At 62.1% G+C, this 12,200-nt stretch carries 10 protein-coding genes; 6 read left to right on the top strand and 4 right to left on the bottom strand.

The window, feature by feature from the left end; translation table 11 throughout:
• Positions 1-3: 3 nt before the first annotated feature.
• Together HNQ81_RS12645 and HNQ81_RS12650 are read right to left on the bottom strand one after the other, a co-directional pair.
• A complete protein-coding gene (locus tag HNQ81_RS12645) occupies positions 4-885 on the bottom strand; it encodes an SCO family protein (RefSeq protein WP_183351668.1) in 882 nt (293 codons plus the stop codon).
• A gap of 17 nt (positions 886-902) precedes the next feature.
• Positions 903-1,451: a DOMON domain-containing protein gene (locus HNQ81_RS12650; protein WP_183351669.1), complete on the bottom strand. Its 549-nt coding sequence runs from the start codon at positions 1,449-1,451 to the stop codon at positions 903-905.
• Positions 1,452-1,783: 332 nt separating this feature from the next.
• On the opposite strand from HNQ81_RS12650, the gene HNQ81_RS12655 reads away from it, so the two are divergent.
• Both HNQ81_RS12655 and HNQ81_RS12660 read left to right on the top strand, forming a co-directional pair.
• Complete coding sequence (locus HNQ81_RS12655) at positions 1,784-2,158, top strand: desulfoferrodoxin (protein ID WP_183351670.1); 375 nt, start codon at positions 1,784-1,786, stop codon at positions 2,156-2,158.
• Positions 2,159-2,358: 200 nt separating this feature from the next.
• Positions 2,359-2,739, top strand: coding sequence for a putative zinc-binding protein (locus HNQ81_RS12660; RefSeq protein ID WP_183351671.1), 381 nt, complete (start codon positions 2,359-2,361; stop codon positions 2,737-2,739).
• Between the two features lie 28 nt (positions 2,740-2,767).
• On the opposite strand, the gene HNQ81_RS12665 is transcribed toward HNQ81_RS12660, so the two are convergent.
• Positions 2,768-3,583: a ZIP family metal transporter gene (locus HNQ81_RS12665; RefSeq protein WP_183351672.1), complete on the bottom strand. Its 816-nt coding sequence runs from the start codon at positions 3,581-3,583 to the stop codon at positions 2,768-2,770.
• 272 nt (positions 3,584-3,855) lie between these two features.
• Here HNQ81_RS12665 and HNQ81_RS12670 point away from each other — a divergent pair, with 272 nt between their 5' ends.
• A complete protein-coding gene (locus HNQ81_RS12670) occupies positions 3,856-5,253 on the top strand; it encodes a class II fumarate hydratase (protein ID WP_183351673.1) in 1,398 nt (465 codons plus the stop codon).
• A gap of 19 nt (positions 5,254-5,272) precedes the next feature.
• Here the strand turns inward: HNQ81_RS12670 and HNQ81_RS12675 are convergent, their stop codons facing one another.
• On the bottom strand, positions 5,273-7,927 hold the full coding sequence (locus HNQ81_RS12675; protein ID WP_183351674.1) for a glycosyltransferase family 39 protein: 2,655 nt from the start codon (positions 7,925-7,927) through the stop codon (positions 5,273-5,275).
• A 253-nt stretch (positions 7,928-8,180) separates the two neighbouring features.
• Here HNQ81_RS12675 and HNQ81_RS12680 point away from each other — a divergent pair, with 253 nt between their 5' ends.
• From HNQ81_RS12680 to HNQ81_RS12690, 3 genes are read left to right on the top strand one after another with little or no spacing between them, the layout of a single operon-like run.
• Positions 8,181-8,777 carry a TetR/AcrR family transcriptional regulator gene (locus HNQ81_RS12680; protein ID WP_183351675.1) on the top strand — a complete coding sequence of 199 codons (597 nt, stop codon included), beginning with the start codon at positions 8,181-8,183 and terminating at the stop codon, positions 8,775-8,777.
• Positions 8,778-8,791: 14 nt separating this feature from the next.
• Entirely contained in the window at positions 8,792-10,918 is a 2,127-nt protein-coding gene (locus tag HNQ81_RS12685; protein ID WP_183351676.1) for a SulP family inorganic anion transporter, read from the top strand.
• A gap of 24 nt (positions 10,919-10,942) precedes the next feature.
• Positions 10,943-12,166 carry a response regulator gene (locus tag HNQ81_RS12690; protein WP_183351677.1) on the top strand — a complete coding sequence of 408 codons (1,224 nt, stop codon included), beginning with the start codon at positions 10,943-10,945 and terminating at the stop codon, positions 12,164-12,166.
• Positions 12,167-12,200: the final 34 nt, after the last annotated feature.

A 12,200-nucleotide genomic window follows, 5' to 3' on the forward strand; every position in this document is an offset into this window, starting at 1 on the left:
TCCCTATTCCGTATCCCCTCTGTTCCGCTGTCCTCCGCCCCGTTTCCGGTACAGCAGCAGGATTGCCGCCGCGAAGGCGCCGAATACCGCCAGCACCCCGACCTTGACCGCCAGCACGACCCCCCGGCCGGCACTGGGATCGCGATTGAAACAGATGTCGAGCAGGCGCTTGACCGAGAGCGACGGGGTGTTGCGACCGGCATCAAGAACCGCCATATCGAGATCGCCGGGGATGAAATCGCCATAGACGTAGCGAATGATCCTGCCGTCTCTTGCCGCCGCCACCAGCGCCGAAGGGTGGATGTAGGTGCCGTCGGCCTGCTGTTCGAATCGATAGCCGATCGCGGCGGCAAGGGCGGCGATCGCCTCCCGGTCACCGGTGAGGAAGCGCCATTCCCCCTCCGGAATTTTCCCGCCGGCGAGCTTGAGGAAGGTCTTTCTGGCCCGACGGGCATCCTCGCTCCTTTCCCGGTCGTTGATGCTGAAGGCGACAACCCGGAAATCCCGGCCCGGCTGCGATTTCATGCGCCCGAGGGCAACCGCCAGGTTGGCGAGATTCCGGCTGCAGGAACCGGCACAGTAGTAGTAGACCGGCAACAACAGAACAGGCTTGTCGACAATTTGGCCCAGGCTGAGCGGTTGGCCGGCCTCATCGCTGAACTGGAGTTGCAGCGGCAGATAGGCCCCGGTTTTCTCCTCGACCCATTCCCTCGGCGCCTTGGCGTCCGCCAGCGCCAGGGCAGTCTCGTGATCATGGTCCCCTGTCTCGACCGCCGCGGCGGAGTTCGTCCCCGTCTCGACCGGCGGGCCGTGGGCGCGTGCATGCTTCTCCCCTGCCGCCTGCAGCAGCAGGGCCAGGGCGAGCACGACTGTCCACAGGGTCAACCGCACGGGCCACCTCTTTACGGCGCCGACGTCGCACCGGTAGTGAGATTGATCTTCATCGCCGTCCGGAATGTATGCTTGAGCTTGAAGCTGTCACGGTCCGGCCCATAGGCGAGCAGGACCACCGTCTCACCCTGGGCGTCAATGGTGCCATCATTGACATCGGAGGAAGCCAGCGGTATCGAGAACTCGATGGTGGTCCTGCCATTCTCCTCCGATCCGCCGACCACGGTCACGTCTTCAGTCCCGCCGAGTTTGGCGTCGGGTTTGTGCCCTGTCGGTGCATCACCGAAATCATCCGACAGCGAAACCTTGCCGTCCTTCACATACCCCAGGATATAGTTGGCGCCCTGCATGCGCTTTGTGGGATTGAATCCGATCGCGACCCATCCGGTGGTATCCGCGCTCAACCTGACGTCGAGCTGCTTGCCGTTCACCGTCCAGGCAAAGGCCATTTTCCTGGCCTGGACCTCATGGGCATAGTCAGCCGCCACCAACGATGACGCGCCGGTCAGAGGCAGGATGCAGGCAACCGTCAAGGCGATTCGTCGAACACTTCGTTTCATGAAGATTCTCCTTATGATTTTAAAAACATACGAGAAAGACCTCCCCTTAAACAATCAGACAATTGAACGCTGTTGTCAACCACGAGGTTGCTCGAAAACCACAGGTCGACGGCGCCGGCCGTCCATTGCCGCTACGGCAACCGGACGACGATACCTCCAGCAACGGGACGGAAAAAAATTATGGCTCCATGGAACTTGGATACGACGGCCGCTGCGGGCAATCTAAATGGAAAATGATAACCAATATTATTTTTTGCTTCACAGTACCGCCTCCATTCCTGTATAGTGGTGTTGGGTTTTTTTTCATTCAACATCAATATCTGGAGGAAGTTATGGCTGAAAAAATGGAAGTATACAAATGCTCGATCTGCGGAAATATCGTTGAAGTGCTTGCCGGCGGGGCCGGGTCCCTGGTGTGCTGCGGCCAGCCGATGGCCAGAATGACCGAGAACACCACCGATGCGGCGTACGAAAAGCATGTCCCGGTCCTTGAGAAGAAGGACGGTTTCTGGCAGGTCAATGTCGGTTCCGTCGATCATCCGATGACTGCCGAACATTATATCGAGTGGATCGAGCTGATTGACGGCGATATGGTCTATCGCCAGGACCTCAAGCCGGGGGATAAACCATCCGCTCGTTTCGCCTGCTCCGCCGACAAGGTGACAGTCCGCGCCTACTGCAACCTGCACGGTCTGTGGAAGGCCTGATACCCCATTCCCAGCGGGAGACGTCTGAGACCGGCCGAACAGGATATCGAGCCGGCGATCGGTATCGTCCGGCATGAGCGGTTCGTTGATACAGCCGTCCATGCCGGCGAGCCGGCACTTCTCCCGGTCACCGCAACTGCACGACTTCCGTAAGGTAAGGCATGCCCACCCCCTGTTCCCCGATCCATCCCGATAAAATCATGATGTTGCCTTGCGCCGGGGCCTGCAGTGTCGGCCAGCTGAGCCATCAGGCGGCAGTCGAGCTGACCGCTGCAGGGTTCGGCAGGATGTACAGCCTGGCCGCCATCGCCGCCGGTCTGCCATCCGCTGCCGCTGATGCCGGCAAGGTCCGGATGATCGTGGCCATCGACGGCTGTGACACGGGATGCAGCCGTCGGATCCTGGAGCAGCGCGGGATCGGCTGCAACCACCAGCTGATCATCACCGATCTCGGCATCGATCGGGAGGACGGCCTGCAGATCGATGGTGAACAACTCCAGCTGGTCAAAGACGCGATCCAGGCCTGTTGCGCCGAGGTCCAGCCGATCGTCCGGCTTGGCGGCTGCATGTGCGGCATCTGAGCCGATCGGCGAAGCTGGGGGGATTTCCTCATCCCAGACCGACATCGAGGCCCATCATCAGGGCAAAACCGAGCATCACCCCGATGGTGGCGACATCCGAATGTTTCTCCGCCTGGGATTCCGGGATCAGCTCTTCCGCCACCACGTAGATCATCGCCCCGGCGGCAAACGACAGGGCATAGGGCAGCAGCGGTCGCATGGCGATGACGGCAACCGCACCGAGCACTCCCGCCACCGGTTCGACCACACCCGACATCTGACCGTAGACAAAACTCCTCAGCCGCGACATCCCCTCGCGCCGCAGCGGCACTGAAACGGCCGCTCCTTCCGGCAGATTCTGAATCCCGATACCGATCGCCAGGGCGAGCGCCGCCCCCAGACTGGCTGCCGGGTAACCGGCCGCCACGGCGCCGAAGGCGACGCCGACCGCCAGCCCCTCGGGGATATTGTGCAAGGTGATCGCCAGGACCAGCAGGACGCTGCGCTGCCAGCTGGTCTTCACCCCTTCCCGTCCTTCACCGGCCGGAAATCCGGGATGGATATGGGGCAGGATCTTGTCGACCACCCAGAGAAAGGCGCCGCCGGAGAGAAACCCGACCATTGCCGTCAACCATGCCCGCCGGCCCTCGGCCTCGGCCATCTCGATCGCCGGGGCCAGCAGCGACCAGAAACTGGCGGCGATCATCACCCCGGCGGCAAAGCCGAGCATGCCGTCGAGAACCTTGCGGTCGATCGTCCGGAAAAAGAACACCAACCCCGCCCCCAGGGCCGTCATCGCCCAGGTGAAACAGGTGGCGGCCAGGGCCTGGGCAACCGGGGACAGGGACAGGAACCACGCAACCATACATCACTCCATAACCGGCGAATTCAGCAGTGTCGCCAGTGACACCGGGGCCAAGATGCTATAGTGTTTAAGAACCGTTACGGAACAACCATTCCAACTTCACCTATTTCGTTACGGCCCTTTTTTGCCGGTAACGACGCTGCACTGTTACGGTTATTTACATGCAACGACGTAGAGCCGAGAATTGCACGAACTTTACGGAAAAACAGTTCCATGTTCCGGACATCGTGTCAACGAGGAAGCTTCATGCTCCTATCACCCGGAGGCCAGCTATGACGACCACAACCTATCGAACGGAACGCGACAGCATGGGTGCCGTATCGATCCCGGCCGACGCCCTGTACGGGCCCCAGACCCAGCGCGCGATCGGCAATTTCACCATTTCACAAAAAACCATCCCCTGGGCGTTGATCAGGGCCCTGGCCAGGATCAAGCAGGCGGCGGCCGAGACCAACACCGCCCTCGGGCTGCTGAACCGGGAAACCGGCGAGGCGATACGGGACGCCGCCGGCGAGATCGCCCAGGGAGCGTACAGGGAACATTTCCCGGTCTCGGTCTACCAGACCGGGTCCGGCACCAGCACCAACATGAACGTCAACGAAGTCATCTCCAGCATCGCCGGAAAACGCGGGATCAACCTCTCGCCCAACGACCACGTCAACCTCGGCCAGAGCACCAACGACGTGTTCCCGACGGCGATGCAGCTGGCGGCGGCGGAAGGGCTGACGCTCCGCCTCGATCCGGCCCTGCAGGTGCTGGCCGATTCGATCCGGCGGAAGGCGCAGGAGTACAACGAGGTCGTCAAGACCGGCCGCACCCATCTGATGGATGCCCTGCCGGTTTACCTGCGCGACGAGATGGAGGCCTGGGCGGTGGCGGTCGACGAGTGCCGCGAGCGCCTGGCCGATGTCCTCCCCCGCCTCCTCCGTCTGCCCCTCGGGGGAACGGCGGTCGGCAGCGGCGTCAACTGCCACCCCGACTTTGCCGCCGTAGCGGTCGCCCGGCTGGCGGAGCTCACCGCCCTGCCCTGCACCTCGGGCCCCTCCCTGTTCAAGGGTTTGAGCAGCCTCGACACCGTCGTCGAGGTCTCCGGTCAGTTGAAGACGGTCGCGGTGGTGCTGATGAAGATCGCGGGCGACCTGCGGTGGATGAATTCCGGACCGCTGGCCGGAATCGGCGAGATCACCCTGCCGGCCCTGCAGCCGGGATCAAGCATCATGCCGGCCAAGGTCAACCCGGTGATTCCCGAGGCGGTGTGCATGGCCGCGGCCCAGGTCATCGGTCATGACGCCGTCATCACCCTGGCCGGCCAGTCCGGCAACTTCCAGCTCAACACGATGTTGCCGCTGGTGGCCACCGACCTGATCGAGGCCGTCGACCTGCTGGCCGGCAGCGCCAGATCCCTCGCCGGGAAGGCGATCGACGGGCTGCGGGTCAACATCGAGGCCTGCACTCGGGCGCTGTCCCGCAATCCCATCCTGGTGACGGCGCTGACCCCCGAGATCGGCTACCTCAAAGCGGCCGAACTGGCGAAGCTGGCGATGGAGCAGGATAAACCGATCCTCGAGGCGGCCCTCGCCGAGACCGATCTGCCGCCCGCCCGGCTGCGCCGGCTGCTCGACCCGCGCAATCTGGCCGGCGGCGGGGGCGGTGGAGGAGCCTCGGGATAAGCCCCAACGGCGCTGGGACTCAGTACGGGTCCGGCCGGTGATGGTAGCCCCGGACCAGACGGTAATAATAGATCGTCAGCGGCGCCCCGTTTTTGTCGACCGGGATCTGCCTGACGTTGTGCACCTTGGTCACATACCGTTGAAAATAGGCGTTGCGCATAGGCTCACGGTCCTTGGCGACCAGCAGCATGTCCCTGCCCTCGAGAGCGGCGGGCGGGAACCAGAAACCATACATCAAGCCCTTCCAGCCGAAGACATGCCAGGCGAGCGTGTCACCGCCGGCCGCGACATCCCCATGCCGCCCGGCACCATGACTGCCGGCGTCGCGACGATAAAAGGTCAGAGCGCTGGCGATCGGATACGGATCCATCCCGACGACGAGCGGGGTGGCGCCGGTCTTGCCCTCCACCCGTTCGACAATCCTGTCGACCTCGACGGCCAGTTGCCGCCAGCCCATCATGAACGGCCCGCGAAAACCCGGAACTCCGGGGAGACCGAGGCTGAAGTAGTGGAGGCCGGCCAGGGTCGACAGCATGACGATGAGGGCGGTCGCCGGCCACAACCGGCGCATGGCGCCGACGAACCGATCCGCCGCCACCCGCCGGCCCAGGTCCCGCATCGTCAATGCCATGGCGGGCAGGAACGCGAACCACAGCGGCCCGGTCCAGTTGAGCTTCACTTCCCGGAACAGGCTGAAGAACAGGAAGACCGCCAGCGGCAGGAGGACCATGCACAGGATGAAGCGGTACTCCCTCGCCGCCGCCCGCCCGTCGGCGTCCAGGAAACGGCCGAGCACGGAGCGGCCATGAAGAAGAAAATGCCCCAGGGCGACCAGCCCGAGCGGGGTGATGAGGAGGACGATGGCGCCGATCAGCGCGTCGGTGCTGAACACCGCGACGGCGTCGACCCGCCCCTGGCTCTGAAAGGCGAAGGAGGCCCAGTCGTGGCGGAGGTTCCAGAGGACCACCGGCGAAAAGACCAGCAGGGCCAGCAGGGCCGCCAGGTACGGCTGGGGGCGGCGGAACCAGGCGCGGGCGCGGTGGTCAAGGAGCATGAACAGTACCGTCGCCGGTCCCAGCAGGACAATGGTGTATTTTGACAGCATCCCCAGGCCGAGCCAGAGCCCGACCCACCGCCAGGCCGTGTTGTCGCCGCCGATCAGCGCCCGGTGCAGGAAATACACGGCGGCCGCCCAGCAGGCCGCCAGCGGCGCGTCGGGAGTCATCACCAGTCCGGTCCAGAAGAAAAACGGCAGGAGCGAATACAGGAACAGGGTGCGGAAGGCGATGCTCCGATCAAAGGAGCGGCAGGCGTAGCGATACGCAAACCAGGCCCCGACCGGCCAGGTACAGAGGGCGCCGGCCCGGACGCCGAATTCGGAATCGCCGAAGAGCGTGGTACCGAGCCGGATCAGGACGGCGATCATCGGCGGGTGATCGAGATAGCCGATATCGAGATGGCGGGCGTAATTCCAGTAATACGCTTCCTCCTCGAGCAGTTCCAGCTGACCGGCATAGATCAGTCGCAACAGGAAGAGAAACGCAACCACCGTCAACCCGAGACAGCGCCAGTGCAGTTCGAGGTTGATCCGCCTCTTTTCCCTGGGAAAAATGAAGATCATGTTGCCGAACCAGCCGGCGACGGCGCCGATCAGGACGGCAGCCACGGTCAGCCCCGGCCCGTCCCATCCGCCATAGCGCTGGAGCACACCGCCGATCCCGCCGCGCAGCAGGACGACGAGCAAGGCGACCCACCAGAATCCGGCAACCGTCGCCACGGTCAGGCGACAGGTCGTGAGCACCCGCCACAGCGGCTGGGCGATCAGGGCGACGAATACGGCGGCCGCGGCGCCGAGACCGCCGAGGACATGGGCGCTCCCGAACGGCATCCCCTGCCGGAGGAAGGTGTGGATCAGGGTATAATCGGTGGCGATTCCCAGCAGCGTGCCGAATGCGAGCCACAACCCGTCGCCCGGCGCCGGCAGCAGGCGGCCGCCGGTCAGCTGCAGCAGTTGCCGGAGATAGTCGCCGATGACCGCCGCATTCATCTTCGACGTGCCCTGGTGGCGGTCATGAAAGGTGATCGGGACTTCGGCCACCCGCAGGTCGACCTCGGCGGTCGCCAGCAGTTCGAAGCCGATCTTGAAGCCGCTCACCCGGCGGCAGAGGCCGGCCAGCCGTTGCCGACGCACGGCGAAGAGGCCGGCCATCGGGTCCCTGACATCGGTAAACAGCCGGGCGGGCAAGGTCGCCAGCTTCGACGAGACCTTCCGCGACAGCGACCATCCCGGGATCGCTCCGCCTTCGACGTAACGGCTGCCGATCGTCATATCGTGGCTGCCGGCAAGGAGTGGCGCGACCAATTCGGGGATGGCCTCCGGCGGGTGGCTGAGATCGGCATCCATCACCACCACGAATTCACTTTCGGCGGCCCTGGCCCCGGCCATCACCGCTCCGGCCAGCCCGTCATCAAACTCACGCCGCACCAGACGGACGGGATAGTCTGCCTGCCACGCCATGATCTCGTCGGCGGTGCCGTCGGTCGACTGATCATCGACAAAGACGACCTCGAGATCGATGGCTTCTGCGTCACGGACCTTGAATATCCTGTCCAGCAACGGATCGATATTGCCGGCTTCGTTCAGGGTGGGGACGATGATGGAGACAATGGTCATGCGCAATCAGGGAGTTTGGGTTGTTCAGCCCTCCGGTGCAGGCCTCGATGCCTGCCCGGAGCGAGCGCACGGAGTATACAGGAATTCCCTGGCCATTCCCATAAGTATATATTTCAAATCATGTTTTGGATGATTACCGTCGCCGCTTCCGGTCATCGCCAAATATCAATAGGGATAAAATAAATTCTTGACGGCAGAAACCGCATATTGTACTAACTGACTAGTCAGTCAGTTTGGAACAAGAAGGGTCAAGATGCCGAAGAGATCCAAGAAAAGCACGATCCTGTCGATGGCGACGCTCCTGTTCGCCACCAAGGGATTCACCAATACCTCGATGACCGAAGTCGCCAGCATGGCCGACATCGCCGGGGCGACGATCTTCTATCACTTCAAAACGAAGGAAGACCTGTTCGTATCCGTCCTCGAGAGCGTCAAGACCGGTATCGTCAAGGAATTCTCCCTCTACTTCCAGGAGGAGCAGTTCACCTCGGGACTCGAGATGCTGCTCGGCGCCGTCGCCTATCATCTGCACCTCGCCACCGCCAACCGGGAATGGTTTCTCCTGCTGCGGCGCCATTACACCTACGAACTGGCGGTGGTCAACCCGATCTGCCGGAAATACCTCGAAGACATCTACACCTGTCTCGTCGATATCTTCGAGAAAGCCCTGGATCTGGGCCAACAGGACGGCTCCATCAACCAGGACCTGTCGACCCGGAAGACGGCCCTGATCATCCTCGCCATGGTCGACGGTATCATCCAGCTTGAAAGCAACAATTTATACAATGCGGGCGCTCTCTACGGCGAGCTCATCGTTTCCTGCCGTAGAATGGTTGAAAATAAACAATAGAATAGGTGGAGTGAATGCTGACAAAAATCTTTCCGTTCCTCAGTTGGTTGAAGGGGTATAACTCCGGCAGCTTCCGGGCAGATTTCATATCCGGTCTGACGGTCGCCCTCGTCCTGATCCCGCAGTCGATGGCCTACGCCCAGCTCGCCGGGATGCCCTCGTACTATGGACTCTACGCGGCGTTCCTGCCGCCGATGATCGCCGCCCTCTTCGGCTCGAGCCGCCAGCTTGCGACCGGGCCGGTGGCGGTGGTATCACTGATGACCGCCGCCTCGCTGGCGCCCCTGGCCACCGCCGGCAGCGAGGGCTATATCGGCTACGCCCTGCTGCTGTCGCTGATCGTCGGCGTATTCCAGTTCCTCCTCGGCGTCCTGCGCCTCGGACTCGTGGTCAACTTCCTGTCGCATCCGGTCGTCAACGGCTTCACCAATGCCGGGGCAATCATCATCGCCACCTCCCAGCTCGAAAAGATGTTCGGCGTCTACGTCGACGGCAAGGCCCATCACTACGAGACGATCATCGAGGTCTGCAAGAGCGCTCTCCACTATACCCACTGGCCGACCCTGGTCTTCGGCGTCGGCGCCTTCACCCTGATGTTCGTTCTCAAGAAGATGGCGCCGAAGGTCCCCAACGTCCTGGTGGCCGTCGTCCTGACGACGGTCATCGCCTGGGCCACCGGTTTCCAGCATGACACCACCGCCGCGATCGACACTATCCAGTCGCCAAAGGCCAGGGAGATGATAGTTGCCTTCAATGCGGCGATGGAGGCCAAACCCGCCCTCGAGAAAAAACAGACGGATGTCGCCCTGATCCTCGATGAGGCCAAAAAGGCCCATGACAACATGGCGACCCTCGACGCCGAGCACGAAAGCAACCGCATTCAGCTCGAAATCAAGGAAATCAGCTACAAGGCCTCCGAATACCGCAAGGAGCTGCGCGACCTGCTGTTCCAGGCCGTGCCGGCGGACAATGGCAGCCTCTCCTTCCACCTGGCCGGCGAACTGCCGGACGGTGTCGAAGATGACGGCCGGACCTGGCGGATCAAGGTCGGCAACTCGCCGCTCAAGACCGCCGAGCTGAAGATGATGGGCGGCGGCGCCGTCGTCGGCGACATCCCCAAAGGGCTGCCGTCCCTGTCGATGCCCGCGATCGACATGCGGGCGATCTCGCATCTGCTCGCCAGCGCCATCATCATCTCGCTGCTCGGCTTCATGGAGGCCATTTCGATTGCCAAGGCAATGGCCGCCAAGACCGGCCAGCGGCTCGACCCCAACCAGGAACTGATCGGCCAGGGGCTCGCCAACATCCTCGGCTCGATGAGCAACGCCTACCCGGTCTCCGGCTCCTTCTCGCGTTCCGCCGTCAACCTCCAGTCCGGGGCGGTGACCGGGTTGTCCAGCCTCTTCACCAGCGCCACCGTCGCCCTCGTCCTCCTCTTCTTCACCCCGCTGCTCTACCATCTGCCCCAGTCAGTACTGGCGGCGGTCATCATGATGGCGGTCATCGGCCTGATCAACGCCTCCGGTTTCATTCACGCCTGGAAGGCCAAGCGCTACGACGGGATCATCTCCGTCATTTCCTTCCTGATGACCCTGGCCTTCGCCCCCCATCTCGACAAGGGCATCATGATCGGCGTCGGCCTTTCACTCGCCGTATTTCTGTACAAGAGCATGCGCCCGACCGTCACCTCCCTCTCCCGTTTTGAAGACGAATCCCTGCGCGACTCGGTGGTCCACGGTCTCAGGCAATGCCAGTACATCGACATGATCCGTTTCGACGGGCCGCTGTTCTTCGCCAACGCCAGTTACCTCGAAGACCAGATCTCCGCCCGGATGGAGAACAAGAAGGACCTCCGGCACATCGTCATTGTCGCCAACGGCATGAATGACATTGATGCCTCCGGTGAGGAAGTGCTATCATTGGTTGTGGCAAACGTCAGGAGCGCAGGAATGGATATCTCCTTCAGCGGCGTCAACGAAACGGTCATGGAGGTCCTCGAAAGGACCCACCTGATCGAGAAGATCGGCCGGGACCATGTCTATTCCACGATGGAGAAGGCCATCTGTGCGGTGCATGAGTCTGCCCACAGGAAATCGGAAGAGAGCCAGTGTCCGCTCACCAACGTCTGCTACATAGCTTAATACCGTGCAAATCAAGGAGATTTTATGTCTGTCATAACTCTAGTCGGGGCTGCGTTCAGCAATAAGTCAGAGGTCATCAAGGAAGTGTCCGCCACATCCGGTTACCGCACGGTCGATGTCAACGAGATCACAGCCTTGGCCGGCAAGTCGTCGGGGATGAGCGAGGCCAAGATCATGGCCGCCTTCTCCGCCAAAACCTCGGTCTTCAACCGTTTCACCCATGAAAAGGAACGCTCGATCGCCCACCTGCGTCTGGCCCTGGCCCATATTCTGAAAGACGACCAGCTGCTGATCACCGGGCCGGTGAGTTTTCTGATCCCGGAAAAGATCACCCACATCCTCAGGGTGTGCCTGGTGGCCGAAATCAAATACCGCCTCACCGAGGCGATGCAGCGCCAGGGTCTGTCGGAGAAGGCGGCCCTGCAGCACATCCGCCAGCAGGACGAAGACCTCGCCGCTCTCCTGAAGATGCTGGACCGGGGCGAGGATCCATGGGCCTCGACCCTCTACGACATCGTTGTGCCGATGGACAAGACCAGTGTGGTCGATGCCGCGGCGCTGATCATCGACAAGGCGAAGAGCGATGTCGTCGCCAGGACCCCGCATTCCCTGCACATCCTGGATGATTTTCTGCTTGCCGCCCAGGTCGAGGTCAAACTGGCCCAGGAGGGGCACAACGTCGGGGTCGACGCGCACAAGGGGCAGATCACCCTGACCATCAACAAAAATGTCCTGATGCTGTCGCGCCTCGAAGAGGAACTGAAATCGATCGTCGAAAAGGTGCCGGGAGTTACCGGGGCCGCCACGAGGATCGGCGAAAATTTCTACCAACCCGATATCTACCGCAGATACGACTTCGAGGTGCCGTCGAAGGTTCTTCTCGTCGACGACGAGCGGGATTTCGTCCAGACCCTGTCCGAACGGCTGATCATGCGTGATATGGGCTCGGCGGTGGCCTACGACGGCGAATCGGCCCTGACCATGATCCAGGACGAGGAACCCGAAGTCATGATCCTCGATCTGAAGATGCCGGGCATCGACGGCATCGAGGTCCTGCGCCAGGTCAAAGCGACGAACCCCGATATCGAGGTCATCGTCCTTACCGGCCATGGCACCGACAAAGACAAGGACATCTGCATGGAACTGGGGGCCTTCGCCTTCCTCCAGAAACCGGTCGACATCCAATTGCTCAGCCAGACCCTGATCAAGGCCAATGAAAAGGTTCACAGCAAGAAAACCCGTGGTTAAACGGGTGATGGACGCCGGCCGGTCAACAGGCCGG

The sequence above is a fragment of the Desulfoprunum benzoelyticum genome (assembly GCF_014201505.1).
Taxonomy (GTDB): Bacteria; Desulfobacterota; Desulfobulbia; order Desulfobulbales; family Desulfocapsaceae; genus Desulfoprunum; species Desulfoprunum benzoelyticum.

What these genes read in the sequence shown, in the direction of transcription:
- HNQ81_RS12665 (WP_183351672.1), bottom strand. Translation starts at nt 3,583, where the DNA reads ATGGTTGCGTGGTTCCTGTCCCTGTCCCCGGTTGCCCAGGCCCTGGCC.
- HNQ81_RS12670 (WP_183351673.1), top strand. Translation starts at nt 3,856, where the DNA reads ATGACGACCACAACCTATCGAACGGAACGCGACAGCATGGGTGCCGTA.
- HNQ81_RS12650 (WP_183351669.1), bottom strand. Translation starts at nt 1,451, where the DNA reads ATGAAACGAAGTGTTCGACGAATCGCCTTGACGGTTGCCTGCATCCTG.
- HNQ81_RS12675 (WP_183351674.1), bottom strand. Translation starts at nt 7,927, where the DNA reads ATGACCATTGTCTCCATCATCGTCCCCACCCTGAACGAAGCCGGCAAT.
- HNQ81_RS12660 (WP_183351671.1), top strand. Translation starts at nt 2,359, where the DNA reads ATGATGTTGCCTTGCGCCGGGGCCTGCAGTGTCGGCCAGCTGAGCCAT.
- HNQ81_RS12685 (WP_183351676.1), top strand. Translation starts at nt 8,792, where the DNA reads ATGCTGACAAAAATCTTTCCGTTCCTCAGTTGGTTGAAGGGGTATAAC.
- HNQ81_RS12680 (WP_183351675.1), top strand. Translation starts at nt 8,181, where the DNA reads ATGCCGAAGAGATCCAAGAAAAGCACGATCCTGTCGATGGCGACGCTC.
- HNQ81_RS12690 (WP_183351677.1), top strand. Translation starts at nt 10,943, where the DNA reads ATGTCTGTCATAACTCTAGTCGGGGCTGCGTTCAGCAATAAGTCAGAG.
- HNQ81_RS12655 (WP_183351670.1), top strand. Translation starts at nt 1,784, where the DNA reads ATGGCTGAAAAAATGGAAGTATACAAATGCTCGATCTGCGGAAATATC.